Here is a 16,453-nt window from a genome sequence, read left to right as displayed (position 1 = left end):
GAGGTATGGGTTTCGAACCGCCCCCGCCTCGTAGTGCGCTGACGCTGCGGATCGTGCTGGCGGCGTTCGGGGTGGCGCTGTTCGCGGCGGCCACGGTGCTGTCCGTCGTCTATGACCTTCCGGCGGGGTGGGTGATCGCCTTCGGGGCCTTCGCGGTGGTCGCACTGGTGGACCTGGTGGTTGTTGCCTGGCGCAAGCGTTCGGAAAGGAGTTGAAGGGGCCGGCGGCCGGCCCGTATCCTGGTTGATGTCACATTCCCGACGTCAGGGGTCCGCGTTGTAGCTCCGAGGTCTTCTCTTCAGCCGATTGATCGCCACCTGTCTGGTGCGCGATCTCGTCCGAGACCTCGTTCGGGAGTTCGACGCTCATGAGTTTTTCCCTGTCCTGTACCGACCTCTACTTCGCCTGGCCTGATGGCGAGGTGCAGTTCGACGGCCTGACCTTCGTCGCCGGACCGGTCCGCTCCGGCCTCGTCGGCCGCAACGGCGCCGGCAAGTCGACGCTGCTCAGGCTGATCGCCGGCCGGCTCACCCCACAGCGTGGGGCGATCCGCGTCAACGGCGAGCTCGGGTACCTGCCGCAGGACCTGACCCTCGACACCGCGCTGCGGGTCGACCAGGCACTCGGCATCGAAGCCGTCCGCAACGCCATCGTCGCGATCGAGTCCGGAGATGCTTCGGAGGAGAATTTCGCGATCGTCGGCGACGATTGGGACGTCGACGAACGCGCCGAGGCGCTGCTCGGCAAGCTCGGTCTCGGCGCGATCGGGCTCGACCGCAGCGTCGGTGAGCTGTCCGGCGGCGAGACGATCCTGCTCGGACTCGCGGCCGAGCTGCTCCGGCGTCCCGACGTACTGCTGCTCGACGAGCCGACCAACAACCTCGACCTGCGGGCTCGGCGGCATCTGTATGACGCTGTCGATCAGTTCCGTGGTGCGTTGCTGATTGTCAGCCACGACCGGGAGCTGCTCGACCGGGTCGATCAGATCGGCGACCTCCGCAAGGGCGAGGTCACCTGGTACGGCGGCAACCTGACCGCGTACGAGGAGGCGGTCGCGGTCGAGCAGGAGGCGGCCGAGCGGATGCTGCGGGCGGCCGAGGCGGATGTCCGGAGGCAGAAGCGCGACCTGATCGAGGCGCGGATGAAGATGGACCAGCGCCAGGCCCGCGGCCAGAAGGCGTTCGAGAAGGGCGGTATCCCGAAGATCATGGCCGGCAACCTGAAGCGTGGCGCGCAGGTGTCGGCCGGCAAGCACATCGGGATGCAGTCCGAGCGGCTCGACTCGGCACAGGAGGCGCTCGCCGACGCGGAGGACAAGGTCCACGACGACGACACGATCCGGGTCGACCTGCCGAAGACCGCCGTACCCGCCGGCCGCGTGGTGCTGCGGCTGGAGGACCATGTACTGCGGACCGGGGCGCACGTCGATCTGGAGATCCGCGGGCCGGAGCGGATCGCGCTGACCGGACCGAACGGCGCCGGGAAGACCACGTTGCTGCAGTCGATCGTGACGGGTGAGTTGCCGGCGGTCCCGTTCCGGTACCTGCCGCAGCGGCTCGACCTGCTGCGCGACGATCTCTCCGTGGTCGACAACCTGGCGTTGCTCGCGCCGAGCACGGAGAACCAGGAGCGGCGGTCGCGGCTGGCCCGGTTCTTGTTCCGCGGGCGTGCGGCCGACCAGCTGGTCAGCACGTTGTCGGGTGGCGAGCGCTTCCGCGCGACCCTCGCCGCGCTCCTCCTGGCGGAGCCTCCTCCACAGCTCCTGATGCTCGACGAACCGACCAACAACCTGGATCTGTCGAGCGTCGGGCAGTTGAAGGACGCTCTCGCGTCGTACAGCGGTGCGCTCGTGATCGCGAGCCACGACGTGCCGTTCCTGCGCGAGATCGGGATCACGCGCTGGGTGGAGCTCACGCCGGAGACGCTCACGGACATCGATCCGCTGTAGTCCGGCCGCTGCGAGCCCCGTCACCTTCGGGTGGCGGGGCTGTTCCATGCCTTGATTTCTAATACCCCCCAGGGGTATATTCTGAGCCATGGACGAGCATGGGGATCACGGTGGGCACGCGGGGCATGAGGGGCACGGGGATCATGTGGCGCAGTTCAAGGACCGGTTCTGGGTCAGCTTGGGGCTGGCTGTGCCGGTGGTGTTCTTCAGCGCGATGTTCGCGGACCTGCTGGGGTACGCGCGGCCGGACTTCCCCGGCTCGGGGCTGATCGCCCCGGTGCTCGGCACGGTGATCTTCGTCTACGGCGGCCAGCCGTTCCTGACCGGTGGCTGGAGCGAACTGAAGTCGCGGCGGCCCGGGATGATGCTGCTGATCTCGATGGCGATCACGGTCGCGTTCGTCGCCTCGTGGGTGACGACATTGAAGCTCGGCGGGTTCGACCTGGACTTCTGGTGGGAGCTCGCACTGCTGAACGTGATCATGCTGCTCGGGCACTGGCTGGAGATGCGGGCGCTGGGTGCGGCGTCCGGTGCGCTCGACGCGCTGGCGGCGTTGCTTCCCGATACGGCCGAGAAGGTCACCGATGACGGCGTCGTCGAGGTGTCGTTGCACGAGCTGCAGGCCGGTGACGTCGTACTCGTGCGATCCGGTGGCCGGGTGCCCGCGGACGGGACAGTGGTCGACGGACAGGCCGAGGTCGACGAGTCGATGATCACCGGGGAGTCGCGGCCGGTGTCGCGGGCCGTCGGTGACGCGGTCGTGGCCGGGACTGTTGCCACTGACAACGCTCTGCGGGTCGAGATCACGGCGGTCGGTGACGACACCGCGCTGGCCGGGATCCAGCGGTTGGTGGCCGAGGCACAGGCATCGTCGTCGCGTGCGCAGGCGCTGGCGGACCGCGCAGCCGCGTTCCTGTTCTACTTCGCGTCGATCGCCGGGGTGATCACGTTCGTGGTCTGGGCGTTGCTCGGCAAGGTCGACGAGGCGGTGACGCGGACGGTGACCGTGCTGGTGATCGCCTGCCCGCACGCCCTCGGGCTCGCCATCCCGTTGGTGATCGCGATCTCCACGGAGCGCGCGGCGAAGGCCGGCGTACTGGTGAAGAACAGGCTCGCACTGGAGCGGATGCGGACGATCGACGCGGTCCTGTTCGACAAGACCGGCACCCTGACGAAGGGCGAGCCGGCCGTCACCGGAGTCGCAACGGTCGGGGCCTTCTCATCCGACGACCTGCTGGCGCTGGCCGCCGCGGTCGAGGCCGACAGCGAACACCCACTGGCGAAGGCGATCGTCCGCGCACACGAGGTCCGAACGGCAGGTGTGGGTGCTGGATCAGGCGGGGGCGACGGGCGGCTTGTTGCCGCTGACTTTCGGTCGCTTACCGGGCGGGGTGTGCAGGCGGTCGTGGAGGGCTCGGAGGTTGCGGTCGGTGGACCGGCGTACCTGCGGGAGGTCGGCCTGGCTGAGCCGGACGAACTGGAGGCGGAGGTCACGGTTTGGAAGGCTCGCGGTGCCGCGGTGCTGCACGTACTGCGGGACGGGCAGGTAGTGGGGGCGATTGCGCTCGAGGACGAGGTACGCGAAGAGTCCCGGCAGGCTGTGGATGCGTTGCATCGGCGCGGTGTGAAGGTCGCGATGATCACCGGTGACGCGCATCAGGTTGCCGACGCGGTGGCTCGCGAGCTGGGAATCGACGAGGTGTTCGCGGAGGTGCTGCCGCAGGACAAGGACGCCAAGGTCGCCGAACTGCAGGCCCGTGGACTGAAGGTCGCGATGGTCGGCGACGGGGTGAACGACGCCCCGGCCCTGGCCCGCGCCGAGGTCGGCATCGCGATCGGCGCCGGTACCGACGTCGCCATCGAGTCGGCCGGCGTCGTACTCGCCGCCGACGACCCGCGCGCCGTCCTGTCGGTCATCGAACTGTCCAAGGCGAGCTACCGCAAGATGTGGCAGAACCTCATCTGGGCGACCGGCTACAACGTCATCACCGTCCCGCTGGCCGCCGGAGTGCTCGCCTTCGCCGGCATCGTCGTCTCCCCGGCCGTCGGCGCGCTGCTGATGTCGATCTCCACCATCGTGGTCGCGTTGAACGCGCAGCTCCTCCGACGGCTCGATCTCTCACCCAGCAGGCTCGCCGCGTAGCCCGGACAGCACGACCGCGACCAGGCGCCGTACCGCCGCTTTCGACGGTACGGCGCCTGCCGCGCCCAGCGCATGCACGCAGTACGCCGCCAACTCCTTCGGCGGAACGTCATCACGTACGTCGATCATCAAGCCGGCGAGGAAGTCGACGAGGTGCTCCTGCGCCCGCGCGACATGCTCCGACCGGTGCAGCGAGGCGGCCGGCTCCGACGACGGATGGTCGTGGCAGATGAACGCGTACGCCTCCAGCACCGCCTCGAGCCGCCCGGTGTCCGCCCAGATCTCGGTGAGCTGCCGCAAGTGGTCGCCGACCTGGCGCTCGTGCCATGACGTCAGTATCGACTCGACGTCGGGGAAGTACTTGTAGAGCGTCGCGCGGCCCACCCCGGCCCGCTTCGCGACCTCGGACATCGTCACGCCGGTCAGCCCCCGCTCGGCGACCAGCGCGGCCGTCGCATCGAGCGTCGCCGTCCGCACGGCATGGCGATGCGTCGCGATGCTGTCGTCCCACAACTTCGGCACGACCCCATCCTACCTGGACACACTGTTAGTATCCGAGACATAGTGTATTGAAAAAGGAGGCGTGGGTATGTCGATCATGGAGGGGTACGCCGAGACCGAGCGGGCAGCGCGGTACGTCGAGCGGCTCGGCGGTCACTTCGGGCATCAGCCGGGCGGGATGAAGGTGCTGTCGAAAGCGCCGGGGGAGCTGGTGGTCGACCTCGGCGGTGCGACGTGGACGCTGCGCGCCGAGCCGACCCGGCTGGAGCTGCGGGTCGAGGCGGACAACCCGGGCGTGCTGCGCCAGTTCACCGAACGGGTCACCGAACGCATCGAGAAACTCGGCCGCCGGGACAACCTGAAGATCCACTGGCACCCGGCCGGCGAGCGGTAAGGAGCGCTGGCCATTCCGACAAGAGGAGCGAGCTGGGCCGGTTGCACAGTCGGCGCGGGTCGAGTGTGCACACTGGACGGTGAGACCACCCGCCTGGAGTCGTAGGTTCGATGAAATCCCAGTGCTGGAGGTTTCCCCATGGCCGGTACATCTGTTGGTGCGGACGACTACGCGCTCGCCCGGGTCCCGGAGCACGCGCGGTACTCCTGGTGGTCTGTCGCGACCCAGCGGTTCGGGCAGATCTCGGCGCTCAGCCAGTTCCTGCTCGGCGCGACGCTCGGGTTCGGGATGAGTTTCTGGACCGCGTTGTGGGCGCTCACGCTCGGCGCGGTGATCCTCGAACTCGTGGCGATCCTGATCGGCGTCATCGGCGCGCGCGAGGGTTTGCAGACGTCGGTGATCGCGCGCTGGACCGGGTTCGGTCAGGCCGGCTCGTCGCTGATCGGGCTCGCGATCGGGATCAGCCTGATCGGGTGGTTCGGGATCCAGTCCGCGGTGTCCGCGGCCGGCCTCAGCCAGCTGATCGGCGTACTCCCGACCTGGGGCTGGTCGCTCGTCTTCGGTCTCGCGGTGACGCTGGTCGTCCTGCGTGGCTTCCACTCGATGGCCTGGGTCGCGTATGTGACCGTTCCGGCCTTCCTGGTCCTGGTCGGCTGGTCGATCATCAGCGAGCTGTCCGACCACAGCCTCGGTTCGCTCGTCAACGCCGCGCCGCCGGGCCCGCACCTGAGCCTGCTCGAGGGTACGACGCTGGTCGCGGGCGGATTCATCGTCGGCGCGGTGATCACCCCGGACATGACCCGCTTCAACCGCAGTGTCGGCGACGTGGTCAAGCAGACCGTCCTCGGCATCACGCTCGGCGAGTACGTGATCGGCCTGGTCGGCGTACTACTCGCCCACGCAGTCGGTTCGGCGAACGTGATCACGATCGTCACCTCGTCGGTGGGCTGGGTCGGCACGCTGGTGATCATCCTGGGCACGATCAAGATCAACGACTGGAACCTCTACAGCTCCGGCCTCGGCATCGTGAACTTCATCGGCACCGTCTTCGGCCGGCACGTCAACCGGGCCGTGGTCACGCTCGTGGTCGGCGTCCTCGGCAGCGTGCTCGCGGCCGGCGGGATCCTGGACAAGTTCACCGAGTTCCTGACCGTGCTCGGCGTCGCGTTCCCGCCGATCGCGGGGATCATGGTCGCGGAGTACTTCGTGGTGAAGCGCTGGCGCCCCGACTTGGAGGCGACCAGGGCCGCGGGCACGCTGCCTGCGACCGCCCCGACCTGGGTGCCGGCGACGATCGTGATCTGGGTCGGCGCCGCGCTGATCGGCAAGTACGTCGCCTGGGGTCTGCCCAGCATCAACTCGCTCGTCGTCGGTTTCGCGGCGTACGTCGTGGCGGGCAAGCTCGGCCTGATCCGCGGCGTCGGCACCAGCCGCACCATGGACAGCGAGCCGACCGCCGCCACCGCCGTACCCGCCACCAGCTAGCCCACAGCGTCATCTTTGAGAACCCACCAACCAGTTCGCCGCCCGCAAAACGGTCGGTGGCTTCTCAAAGTCGGAGAAGCACGAACGAAAACGGGAGGATCTGAATGCGTATCGGTATCGATGTCGGTGGCACCAACACCGACGCCGTGCTTCTCGACGGGACGAGCGTGCTGGCTGCCAACAAGTCGGCGACCAGTGCGGACGTGACCGCCGGCATCATCGACACGCTGGACCGGCTGCAGGCGGAGCGATCCTTCGACCCGGCGCAGGTCCAGGCGGTGATGATCGGCACCACGCACTTCATCAACGCACTGGTCGAGGCCCGGCGGCTGGCCCCGACGGCGGCGCTGCGGCTCGGGCTGCCCGCCACCGCGTCGCTGCCGCCGCTGGTCGACTGGCCGGAGCGGCTGGTCGAGGCGATCAGCGGGCGGAGCTACCTGGCGCACGGCGGTCACGAGTTCGACGGCCGGCACATCGCCGAGCTGGACGAGGACGAGCTGCGCCGGCACGCGGGCGACATGATGAAGCACGGCGTCCGGTCGGTGGCGATCTCGTCGGTGTTCTCTCCCGTGAGCAACGAGTTCGAGCTGCGCGCGGCGGAGATCCTGCGGTCCGAGTTCGGCGACGACGTGGCGATCTCGCTGTCGCACGAGATCGGCCGGATCGGCCTGCTCGAGCGGGAGAACGCGACCATCATCAACGCCGCGCTCCGCGAGCTGGCCGCGAGCATCGTGGACGGGTTGTCCGGTGCGGTCGCCGGTCACGGCATCTCCGCACCGCTGTACCTGAGCCAGAACGACGGCACGCTGATGGACGTCGACTTCGCCCGCCGCTACCCGGTCGCCACGTTCGCGTCCGGCCCGACCAACTCGATGCGCGGCGCGGCGCTGCTGTCCGGCCTCGACACCTGCGCGGTCGTCGACGTCGGCGGTACGACGAGCGACGTCGGCGTACTCACACACGGCTTCCCGCGCGAGGCGACCACGGAGGTCGACGTCGCCGGGGTGCGGACGAACTTCCGGATGCCCGACGTGCTCAGCATCGGCATCGGCGGCGGCAGCTTGGTGGCCTCGGACAACGACCTGGTGACAGTGGGCCCGCGGTCAGTCGGATACCGCCTGACCGAGGAGGCGTTGGTCTTCGGCGGCAAGACGCTGACCGCGACGGACATCGCGGTCGCAGCCGGCCGCGCTGAGGTCGGCGACGTCGCGGCGGTCGCGGATCTCGATCCGACGCTGGTGAAGTCGGCTCTGGCCAGGGTGGCGGCGGACATCGCGGACGCGGTGGAGCGGATGCGGACGTCGCCCGATCCGCTGCCGGTGGTGGCGGTCGGCGGTGGGTCGATCCTGCTGCCCGACGACCTCCCCGGCAGTCTCGCCGTCCACCGGCCGGATCACTTCGCGGTCGCGAACGCGATCGGTGCGGCGATCGCGCAGGTCGGCGGCGAGGTCGACCGGGTGTACGCGATCGACCCGGGCCGCCGGGACGCGGTGGTGGACGAGGCACGGCAGGAGGCCGTCGACCGCGCGATCGCGGCCGGCGCCGATCCGGCCGCCGTGCGGATCGTGGACTTCGACGAGGTCCCGATCCCGTACCTGCCCGGCAACGCGACCCGCATCCGCTGCAAGGCAGTCGGCGACCTGCGCTTGGGGGAGTCATGAGTGCGGATCTCCAGGCCATCACAATCGAGCGGCGAGGCAGCGCTGCCGCGGCGCCTGCGCCGGAGTTCGCGATTGTGATGGGCTGCGCATCCGGGGTGGAGTGGTTGCAATGAAGCTTCGTGCTGAGGACCTGGGGTCCCTCGCTCGCGGTGCCGCCGTGCTGGGCACCGGGGGCGGAGGGGATCCGCATATCGGGAAGCTGCTCGCGCAGCAGGCCGTCCGTGAGCACGGGCCGGTGGAGATCGTTGCCCTCGGCGACCTTCCGGACGACGCCTGCGTGGTGCCGGTGGCCATGATGGGTGCGCCGACGGTGATGGTGGAGAAGCTGCCGTCGGCGGACCAGATCTCCGTCGCGGTGCAGACGCTGGCGAAGTACGTCGGGAAGACGCCGACCCACCTCGCCTGTATCGAGGCCGGCGGGGTGAACTCGACCGTCCCCGTGATCGCCGCCGCGCAGCTCGGGCTGCCGCTCGTCGACGGCGACGGGATGGGTCGCGCGTTCCCCGAGTTGCAGATGGTGCTGCCGACGCTCGCCCGGATCGAGGCGACCCCGATGTCGATCGTCGACGAGAAGGGCAACCGCGGGATCTTCGACACGATCACCAACGAGTGGGCCGAACGGCTGGCCCGCTCCGCGGCGATCGACATGGGCTGCTCGTCGATCGTCTCGCTGTACGCGATGACCGGCGCGGAGATCCGCGGGGCGTTCGTCGCCGGGACGCTCAGCAAGTGCGTCACGATCGGCCGGGCGATCGAGCAGGCCCAGCGTGAGCACACCGATCCGGTCGCGGCTGTGGTCGACGAGCTCGGCGGACGGCTCCTGCACGTCGGCAAGGTCGTCGATGTGCAGCGCCGTACGACGACCGGCTTCGCCCGCGGTGACGCGACCGTCGACGGGCTGGACGCGTCGCACGGTCGCGTGATGGTCCTGCGCTTCCAGAACGAGCACCTGGTCGCCGAGCTGGAGGGGACCGCGGTCGCCACCACACCGGACCTGATCATCGTGCTCGACACCGAGACCGGCGAACCGATCACCACCGAGGCGCTGCGCTACGGCCATCGCGTCAGCGTGCTGGCCGCGCCCGCGGACGAGCGCTGGCACTCCCCGGAAGGCATCGAACTGGTCGGCCCGCGGTACTTCGGCTATGACCTGGACCCGATCCGCGCTCTGGAGACTGTATGAGCTGGCAGCTGGACATCGAGCACCTGCGGGATCTCGCCCGTGGGGCGGCGATTCTCGGGACCGGTGGTGGTGGGGATCCGCTGATCGGGCGGTTGCTGGTCGAGCAGGCGATCCGCGAACACGGCCCGGTGACGGTCCTGGACCCGGACGAGCTGGCCGACGACGCATTCGTCATCCCGACCGCGCAGATGGGTGCGCCGACCGTGATCGTGGAGAAGATCCCGCGCGGCAGCGAGCCGGTCGGCGCCTTGCGCGCGCTGGAGAAGCACCTCGGCCGGACCGCGGACGCGACGATGCCGATCGAGTGCGGCGGCATCAACTCGATGATCCCGCTGCTCGTCGCGGCCCGCACCGGTCTGCCGGTGGTCGACGCCGACGGCATGGGGAGGGCGTTCCCCGAGCTGCAGATGGAGACGTTCTCGGTGTACGGCGTACCCGGGTCGCCGATGGCGATCGCCGGGGAGCACGACGAGACCGTGGTGATCGACAGCGGTGCGGACAACAAGCAGATGGAGTGGCTGGCGCGCGGGATCACGATCCGGCTCGGCGGGGTCGCGCACATCGCGGAGTACTCGATGACGGGCGCCGAGGTGAAGCGCACCGCCGTACCGCGGACGTTGTCGCTCGGACTGTCGATCGGGCGTGCGGTACGGGAAGCACGGGCGGCGCACGAGGACCCGATCGAGGCGCTGCGGGCTGCGTTGGCGCCGACGCTCTACAACCATCTGCGGGTGTTGTTCCGCGGGAAGGTGGTCGACGTGGAACGCCGTACCCTCGAGGGCTTCGCGCGGGGGCGGGCGCGGTTCACCGGGTACGACGGGACGTCGGAGCTCGAGCTGCGCTTCCAGAACGAGAACCTGGTCGCGGAGGTCGACGGCGAGGTGGTGTGCACCGTGCCGGACCTGATCTGCGTGCTGGAGGCGGACACCGCGGAGCCGATCACCACGGAGGGCCTGCGGTACGGCCAGCGCGTCACCGTGGTCGGCATCTCCACACCTGACCTCATGCGGACACCAGAGGCGCTGGCCGTCTTCGGCCCGGCCTGCTTCGGGCTCGACGTGGACTTCGACCCGGTCGAGCGCCGCGGCGACCTCGTCACCACCCCATAACTCTCGGCCCGCCGTGCTGACCCCTCCCGCGGCGGGCCGAGATTCCACGCCCACAGCAGTCCGAGTGGCAGGATCAGCGACATGACCGTACTGATGCCACGCCTCCGGCGCGGCGGGTCATGGGGCTGTAACTCCCGGCCTTCCCTCGTCGCTCCGGTCGCTTCGCTCCCTGCACTCCTCAGTCCAGGCCGGGAGGCCCCATGACCACTGTCGTCAGGGAGCAGGATCTGGAGGCGTTGGTTGTCGGTGTCACCTTGTTGGGGTCGGGTGGTGGCGGCGACACGGGGTCGTTCGGGCGCATGCTGCGCCGGCGGCTGGGTGACGGCGAACTGGTACTGCGGGACCCGTCGGACATGCCGGACGCGTTGGTCAGCCCGATCGGGGTGGTCGGGGCGACCAGTGTGCTGATGGAGAAGCTGCCGAGCGGTGGTGAGTTCGAGACGGCGGTGCAGGCGGTCGGCCGGTGGGCCGGTGCGGACGTCACCGGGCTGATGTCACTGGAAGCCGGCGGCCTCAACGGGCTGACCCCGTTGATCGCAGCGCTGGATCTGGGTCTTCCGGTGGTGGATGCCGACCTGATGGGCAGGGCGATGCCGCGGCTGGACCAGTTCTCATGGGCCGTGGCAGGCCGTTCGCTGACACCTTGTGCGCTCAGTGAGCCGAGCGGGCAGGTGATCGTCGTGGACAACGTCGATGCAGCCGGTCTCGAGCGAGCAGTCCGCAGCTTCGTGGCCCACACCGGCGGCTGGGCAGTGCTGGCACTGGCCCCCACTCCGGTGGAGGCGGCAGCGGCGGACGCAGTACAGGGGAGCCTGACGCGGGCTCTGGCGCTCGGGCGAGCTCACGCCGCACTCGAGCCGGGAGCTGCGCCAGCTGTTGTCGCCGACGGTCTGGGGGGACGGCTGCTCGGCAGCGGCCGGGTCGACCAGGTCGCCCGCCATCTGATCGCGGATGGTGGTGCTGCGTTCGGTCGCGGCAGCGTGTGCGTGGTCGACTCCGGCAGCCGAGCAGTCATCCGGATCGAGACCGAGAACGAGTACCTCCTCGCGCTGGTCGACGGCACCCCCGCGGTCACCACACCGGATCTGCTCTGCCTGCTGGACCGCCGTACCCTCCAACCCATCGCCGTCGACGCCATCCGCACCGGCGACGAGGTCCTGGTGATCGCAATCCCCGGCCCCACCTGGTGGCGTCGCCCAGATCGGCTCACTCACGTTGGCCCACAGGCGTTCGGCCTCACCTGCGCCCCTCAGCTACTGGAGGCATCATGACCCGCCGGACCGAGGACCGGCGAGGACTGTCCCCGTCACTGGCGGCCATGCTCACCGCGCCCGGCTGGCGGAGTGTGGTGGTGCTGAGTGGCGGTGGGGATCCTGGGCCGCGGCTGACTGGGTCTGTGGTGGCGCTGGAGGTGTCGGTACATCCGGAGCCGATGGACGGGCAGGTGCTCGTCGTCCTGCTGGCGAACGACCACACCGACTGGCGCATCGATGCCCTGATCAGCCGGGCATCCGCGGCCGGAGCGGGGGCGGTGTTGCTGGCCGGCGTGGAGCCGTTGGGACGCGGCGCTCAGCTGCTGGCTGAGCGGTTGCGGTTGCCGGTGCTGGGATGCCCGGATCCTCTGGCCGCACACGAGCAGCTGCGCCGGGTCACAGCCGAGCCCGAGGTAGTCCGGTCTGACCTGGTGCTCCGGGCAGTCTCGGCGCTGCGCCGGGCGAGCGGTGACTTGGCGTCGGTACTGCGGACCACAGCCGGCGTACTGGAACGACCTGTCACGCTCGCAGGCGCTGACGGCGGCACGCTGGCCGGTGAGCCCTTGGAGCATGACGAGCGGACCGGACTGGTCGCTGCGTTGCCGCGGGTGCCGGTGGGATGGGCCGCGCCGTACCGGGTGGATCTGTCGAGTGGCGCGGTGCTGATCGCGGTTGCTGTACTCGGTGTGGGCCCGGTGTGCTGGTTGGTGGCGCGTTTGCCTGCAGTAGTGCCGGCTGAGGTAGCCGCCGTACCCGAGGTACTGAGTGTGGTCGCACCGGCGGTGGGGGAGCGGCTGGCGTTGCGGCGGTTGGAGCTGGAGCGGGACGCGCGCCAACGTACGTCGCTGCTCGGTGAACTGCTGCACGGCGAGCCGTCGGAGGCTACCCGTCGACGCGCGGTGGACCTGGGCTGGCAGCTCGACGGGTGGCACACGGGCATCCGGATCGGCGCTGACGGACAGGTGGATGTCGCGGGTCGGCGTACTGATGTGGTGGAGGCGTTCGACGCCGAAGGCCTGCAGGCAGTTGTCGTCGAGCAGGGGGACGGGTGGTCGGCGTGGATCACCGCGGTGAGCGAGCCGACGGCGACAGAGGTGCAGGGACAGGCTGCGGCGATCCGGCGGGTGCAGCGCCGTCTGGTGCAGACAGTTGATGCGTACGTCGGCGTCGGGCGAGTGCAGACCGGTCCGGGTGGGATCGCCACCACGCTGGCCGAAGCCGGTGACGCGGCGGGTCTGGCGCGCGGCCGTGCCGAGACAGGGCGCTTCCTGCACGTCGACCGTCTTGGCCTGGCGCAGCTCCTGCTGGCATGGACGCGCACCGACACGTTCCAGCCCGCCGCGCAGGCTCTACTAGCTCCGATCAAAGACCAGCCTGGCGACCTGGTGACCACACTGGCCGTTTACCTCGACACCGAGTCGTCCGTGGCCGAAACCGCGGCAGTACTAGGTATCCACCGCAACACCGCAGCCGCCCGCATCACCAAGATCCAACACCTACTAGGTGTAGACCTCACTAACCCAGACGAACGCCTGGCGCTGCACCTCGCCTCCCGCACAACCCCTACGGAGTAGGTGCGTCCTCGCGGAGCAGGCCTGCAGACTTCAGGTCGGACCAGAGCGCTGCGGGGACCTCGGCGCGCGCCAGGGCTGCGTTGGTGTGCACCTCTTCCGGAGTACGGCAGCCGACTGCGATGCCCGCGACCGCCGGGTGCGCCAGCGGGAACGCGAGCGCCGCGGCCGGCAGCGTCGTACCGTGCGACTCGCAGATGTCCGCGAGCTTGTTGGCCTTGTCGAGCAAGGACTGTGCGGCGGGCTCGTAGTTGAACGTGGTCCCGGCCGCCGGACGCGGCTGCGACATCAAACCGGAGTTGAAGATGCCAACGGCAACAACCTGCACGTTGTGCTCGAGGCACGCCGGGAGTACGTCGTCCAGCCCGTCCGGGTCGATCAACGTGTAGCGGCCGGCCAGCATGATCACGTCGATGTCGATCTCCTGGACGAACCGGGTCAGCATCGCCGACTGGTTCATCCCGGACCCGATCGCGCCGATCACCCCCTGCTCGCGGAGCTCGATCAACGTCGGGAACGCGGTCGCGACCGCCTCCTCGTAATGATCGTCCGGGTCGTGCACGAACACGACGTCGAGCCGGTCGGTGCCGATCCGCCGCAGCGAGTCCTCGATGCTCTGCAGTACGCCGTCCCGGCTGAAGTCCCACCGCCTGCGGCGCGTGGTGTCGACTGCGAATCCCTCGTCATCGGTCGCGGCGTCGGAGGCGTCGTAGATGATCCGCCCGACCTTGCTGGACAGCACGTACGAATCGCGCGGCTTGTCCCGGAGCCCGGCCCCGAGCCGCTCCTCGGCCAGTCCGAGGCCGTAGTGCGGCGCGGTGTCGAAGTACCGCCAGCCCTCGTCCCACGCGGCGTTCACCGCGGCGACGGCCTCGGCGTCGCTGACCTCGCCGAGCAGGTTGCCCAGCGGTGCACCGCCGAGCCCGACGCGCTGGTTGTCCGGGAAGATCTTCATCAGCGCGCCGCCGGGAGGCGCAGGTTCTGCATGCCGCCGTCGACGGCCACCGCGGTACCTGTGGTCGAGCCCGACAGCGGGCTGGCCAGGTAGGCGATCGCGTGCGCGACCTCGTCGGCCGAGACCAGCCGGCCCATCGGCTGGCGGGCTTCGAGCGCGGCCCGCTCGGCCTGCGGGTCGGGCGCGACGTCGAGCAGCCGGCCGACCCAGGGCGTGTCCGCCGTACCGGGGTTCACGCAGTTCACCCGGATCCCTTCGCGGACGTGGTCGGCGGCCATCGCCATCGTCAGCGCGAGGACGGCGCCCTTGCTCGCCGAGTACAGCGCGCGGTTCGGCAGGCCGGCGGTCGCGGCGATCGAGCAGGTGTTGACGATCGCGGCCGCCGCCGACTTGCGCAGGTGCGGCAGCGCGGCCCGGGTCACCCGGGCGATCCCGACTACGTTCACGTCCAGCACCCGATGCCACTCGTCGTCGTCGTTCGCGGCGACCGTGCCCTGCGCGCCGATGCCGGCGTTGTTCACCACGATGTCGATCCCGCCGAGCTGCAGCGCCGCGGCCGCGACCGCGTCCCGGATCGAGCCGTCGTCGGTGACGTCCGCGGCGATCCCGGTCAGCGGCGCGTCGACCTCAGGCTTCAGGTCGAACACCACCACCTGGGCACCGCGCGCCGCGAGCAGCTGTGCCGCCGCGAGGCCGATCCCCGAGGCGCCACCGGTCACCACGGCCCGCAGGCCGGCGAAATCCGTCACTTCTTCTCCTCTGCCAGGTCGGTCCAGATCTTGCCACTCGGGTACCGGAAGTCGGTCAGCGTCTCGGCATCCATCTCCGCGCCGAACCCGGGCCGTACCGGTGCCACATAGTGCCCGTCCCGGATCACGACCGGGTCCAGGAAGTGCTCGTGCAGGTGGTCGACGTACTCGATCACCCGGTCCTGCATCGATCCGCTCACCGCGATGTAGTCGAACATCGACAGGTGCTGGACCAGCTCACACAGTCCTACCCCACCCGCGTGCGGGCACACCGGTACGCCGAACTTGGCCGCCAGCAGCAGGTTCGCGACGTTCTCGTTCACGCCGGCGACCCGGGCCGAGTCCAGCTGCAGCACCGAGAGCGAGCCGGCCTGCAGCATCTGCTTGAAGACCACCCGGTTCTGCACGTGCTCGCCGGTCGCGACCTTGATCGGCGCGATCGCCCGCGCGATCGTCGCGTGCCCGAGGATGTCGTCGGGGCTGGTCGGCTCCTCGACCCAATAGACGTCGTACGGCGCGAGGGCCTCGATCCAGGTGATCGCATCCGCCACGTCCCACCGCTGGTTGGCGTCGACCGCGATCCGGATGTCCGGCCCGACCGCCTCGCGGGCCAGCTGCATCCGGCGGATGTCGTCGTCCAGGCTCGCGCCGACCTTCAGTTTGATCTGGGTGAAACCCTCCGCGAGCGCCTCGTGGCACAGGCGCACCAGCTTCGCGTCGTCGTACCCGAGCCAGCCGGGTGTCGTCGTGTACGCCGGGTAGCCGCGCTCGCGCAGGACGGTCTCGCGCTCGGCCCGCCCGGGCTTCGCGGCACGCAGGATCTCGAGCGCGTCGTCGCGGGTGAGCGCGTCGGTCAGGTACCGGAAGTCGACCAGGTCGACGATCTGCTCCGGTGTCAGGTCGGACAGCAGCTTCCACAGCGGTACGCCGGCGCGCTTGGCGGCCAGGTCCCACACCGCGTTGACGACCGCGCCGATCGCCATGTGCATGACGCCCTTCTCGGGGCCGAGCCAGCGCAGCTGCGAATCGTGCACGAGCGACTTCCAGAACCCGCCGAGGTCGGAAAGCGTCGCGTCCAGGTCGAGCCCGAGGACGTGGTCGCGGAGCGCCTCGATCGCGGTGGCCTCGATGTCGTTGCCACGGCCGATCGTGAACGCGAAACCGTGCCCCTCCAGCCCGTCACCGGCGTCGGTCCGCACGATCACGTACGCCGCGGAGTAGTCCGGGTCGGTGTTCATCGCGTCGGAGCCGTCCAGGTCCAGCGACGTGGGGAAGCGGACGTCGTACGTCTCGAACTCGGTGAATCGTGGCATCGAGGACCCGATCTGCAGCGGTGGGCGGGACTGTCGAGGTGAATCCTATAGGATATGGGGGGAGCGTGGTACTGCCTGCTTGGTCCTGCATGCAGGCACAACCAGGCTTTTCGGCGGGCTGGTGGGCCCAGATGGCCGGTTGTGCGTGCGCTGGCGTCCGCCCCGTAGAGTCGGACCCGTGGCAGAGC

Annotated in this window: 14 protein-coding genes; 10 read left to right on the top strand and 4 right to left on the bottom strand. The window is 69.6% G+C overall.

Annotated features, from left to right (window positions below; all coding sequences use genetic code 11):
• Nucleotides 1-5 precede the first annotated feature (5 nt).
• The 3 genes from OHA18_RS03935 to OHA18_RS03925 all read left to right on the top strand — a co-directional run bounded on the left by OHA18_RS03935 (nucleotide 6) and on the right by OHA18_RS03925 (nucleotide 4,091).
• The gene (locus tag OHA18_RS03935) at nucleotides 6-215 is read left to right on the top strand and encodes a DUF6343 family protein (RefSeq protein WP_329002216.1); all 210 of its coding nucleotides are present in this window, start codon (nucleotides 6-8) and stop codon (nucleotides 213-215) included.
• Between the two features lie 152 nt (nucleotides 216-367).
• Nucleotides 368-1,948, top strand: a complete 1,581-nt coding sequence (locus OHA18_RS03930; RefSeq protein WP_329002215.1) for an ABC-F family ATP-binding cassette domain-containing protein — start codon at nucleotides 368-370, stop codon at nucleotides 1,946-1,948.
• Nucleotides 1,949-2,036: 88 nt separating this feature from the next.
• On the top strand, nucleotides 2,037-4,091 hold the full coding sequence (locus OHA18_RS03925; protein ID WP_329002213.1) for a heavy metal translocating P-type ATPase: 2,055 nt from the start codon (nucleotides 2,037-2,039) through the stop codon (nucleotides 4,089-4,091).
• Here the strand turns inward: OHA18_RS03925 and OHA18_RS03920 are convergent.
• Nucleotides 4,068-4,613, bottom strand: coding sequence for a TetR/AcrR family transcriptional regulator (locus tag OHA18_RS03920; RefSeq protein WP_329002212.1), 546 nt, complete (start codon nucleotides 4,611-4,613; stop codon nucleotides 4,068-4,070). The two genes, OHA18_RS03925 and OHA18_RS03920, sit on opposite strands and share 24 nt — an antisense overlap.
• A 67-nt stretch (nucleotides 4,614-4,680) precedes the next feature.
• Between OHA18_RS03920 and OHA18_RS03915 the strand changes: the two genes are divergently transcribed.
• The 7 genes from OHA18_RS03915 to OHA18_RS03885 all read left to right on the top strand — a co-directional run bounded on the left by OHA18_RS03915 (nucleotide 4,681) and on the right by OHA18_RS03885 (nucleotide 13,251).
• Nucleotides 4,681-4,986 (top strand): DUF2218 domain-containing protein, encoded by a 306-nt coding sequence (locus tag OHA18_RS03915; protein ID WP_329002211.1) that lies wholly within the window; start codon nucleotides 4,681-4,683, stop codon nucleotides 4,984-4,986.
• A 138-nt stretch (nucleotides 4,987-5,124) separates the two neighbouring features.
• On the top strand, nucleotides 5,125-6,471 hold the full coding sequence (locus OHA18_RS03910; protein ID WP_329002210.1) for a purine-cytosine permease family protein: 1,347 nt from the start codon (nucleotides 5,125-5,127) through the stop codon (nucleotides 6,469-6,471).
• A gap of 104 nt (nucleotides 6,472-6,575) precedes the next feature.
• Complete coding sequence (locus OHA18_RS03905) at nucleotides 6,576-8,132, top strand: hydantoinase/oxoprolinase family protein (RefSeq protein WP_329002209.1); 1,557 nt, start codon at nucleotides 6,576-6,578, stop codon at nucleotides 8,130-8,132.
• Nucleotides 8,133-8,241: 109 nt separating this feature from the next.
• A complete protein-coding gene (locus tag OHA18_RS03900; protein ID WP_329002208.1) occupies nucleotides 8,242-9,315 on the top strand; it encodes a DUF917 domain-containing protein in 1,074 nt (357 codons plus the stop codon).
• Nucleotides 9,312-10,424, top strand: a complete 1,113-nt coding sequence (locus tag OHA18_RS03895; protein WP_329002207.1) for a DUF917 domain-containing protein — start codon at nucleotides 9,312-9,314, stop codon at nucleotides 10,422-10,424. The genes OHA18_RS03900 and OHA18_RS03895 overlap by 4 nt, the downstream gene beginning before the upstream one ends.
• Nucleotides 10,425-10,624: 200 nt before the next feature.
• Nucleotides 10,625-11,695, top strand: coding sequence for a DUF917 domain-containing protein (locus OHA18_RS03890; RefSeq protein ID WP_329002206.1), 1,071 nt, complete (start codon nucleotides 10,625-10,627; stop codon nucleotides 11,693-11,695).
• On the top strand, nucleotides 11,692-13,251 hold the full coding sequence (locus tag OHA18_RS03885; RefSeq protein WP_329002205.1) for a helix-turn-helix domain-containing protein: 1,560 nt from the start codon (nucleotides 11,692-11,694) through the stop codon (nucleotides 13,249-13,251). The genes OHA18_RS03890 and OHA18_RS03885 overlap by 4 nt, the downstream gene beginning before the upstream one ends.
• Here the strand turns inward: OHA18_RS03885 and OHA18_RS03880 are convergent.
• Genes OHA18_RS03880 through OHA18_RS03870 form a run of 3 tightly spaced genes read right to left on the bottom strand, consistent with a single transcriptional unit; the run spans nucleotide 13,241 to nucleotide 16,265 of the window.
• Entirely contained in the window at nucleotides 13,241-14,203 is a 963-nt protein-coding gene (locus tag OHA18_RS03880; RefSeq protein ID WP_329002203.1) for an aldo/keto reductase, read from the bottom strand. The two genes, OHA18_RS03885 and OHA18_RS03880, sit on opposite strands and share 11 nt — an antisense overlap.
• Nucleotides 14,203-14,952: an SDR family NAD(P)-dependent oxidoreductase gene (locus OHA18_RS03875; RefSeq protein ID WP_329002202.1), complete on the bottom strand. Its 750-nt coding sequence runs from the start codon at nucleotides 14,950-14,952 to the stop codon at nucleotides 14,203-14,205. Before OHA18_RS03875 ends, OHA18_RS03880 begins: the two co-directional genes overlap by 1 nt.
• Nucleotides 14,949-16,265, bottom strand: a complete 1,317-nt coding sequence (locus OHA18_RS03870; RefSeq protein ID WP_329002201.1) for an L-fuconate dehydratase — start codon at nucleotides 16,263-16,265, stop codon at nucleotides 14,949-14,951. Before OHA18_RS03870 ends, OHA18_RS03875 begins: the two co-directional genes overlap by 4 nt.
• Between the last annotated feature and the right edge of the window lie 188 nt (nucleotides 16,266-16,453).

The sequence above is a fragment of the Kribbella sp. NBC_00709 genome (assembly GCF_036226565.1).
Classification (GTDB): domain Bacteria; phylum Actinomycetota; class Actinomycetes; order Propionibacteriales; family Kribbellaceae; genus Kribbella.
The sequence above is the reverse complement of the archived record's forward strand: the minus strand, read 5'-3'. Positions and strand labels throughout refer to the sequence as shown.

Bases quoted from the DNA above. Each gene is read 5' to 3' on its own strand.
- OHA18_RS03895 (WP_329002207.1), top strand. From the start codon at position 9,312: ATGAGCTGGCAGCTGGACATCGAGCACCTGCGGGATCTCGCCCGTGGG.
- OHA18_RS03935 (WP_329002216.1), top strand. From the start codon at position 6: ATGGGTTTCGAACCGCCCCCGCCTCGTAGTGCGCTGACGCTGCGGATC.
- OHA18_RS03885 (WP_329002205.1), top strand. From the start codon at position 11,692: ATGACCCGCCGGACCGAGGACCGGCGAGGACTGTCCCCGTCACTGGCG.
- OHA18_RS03925 (WP_329002213.1), top strand. From the start codon at position 2,037: ATGGACGAGCATGGGGATCACGGTGGGCACGCGGGGCATGAGGGGCAC.
- OHA18_RS03880 (WP_329002203.1), bottom strand. From the start codon at position 14,203: ATGAAGATCTTCCCGGACAACCAGCGCGTCGGGCTCGGCGGTGCACCG.
- OHA18_RS03930 (WP_329002215.1), top strand. From the start codon at position 368: ATGAGTTTTTCCCTGTCCTGTACCGACCTCTACTTCGCCTGGCCTGAT.
- OHA18_RS03900 (WP_329002208.1), top strand. From the start codon at position 8,242: ATGAAGCTTCGTGCTGAGGACCTGGGGTCCCTCGCTCGCGGTGCCGCC.
- OHA18_RS03890 (WP_329002206.1), top strand. From the start codon at position 10,625: ATGACCACTGTCGTCAGGGAGCAGGATCTGGAGGCGTTGGTTGTCGGT.
- OHA18_RS03905 (WP_329002209.1), top strand. From the start codon at position 6,576: ATGCGTATCGGTATCGATGTCGGTGGCACCAACACCGACGCCGTGCTT.
- OHA18_RS03870 (WP_329002201.1), bottom strand. From the start codon at position 16,265: ATGCCACGATTCACCGAGTTCGAGACGTACGACGTCCGCTTCCCCACG.
- OHA18_RS03910 (WP_329002210.1), top strand. From the start codon at position 5,125: ATGGCCGGTACATCTGTTGGTGCGGACGACTACGCGCTCGCCCGGGTC.
- OHA18_RS03915 (WP_329002211.1), top strand. From the start codon at position 4,681: ATGTCGATCATGGAGGGGTACGCCGAGACCGAGCGGGCAGCGCGGTAC.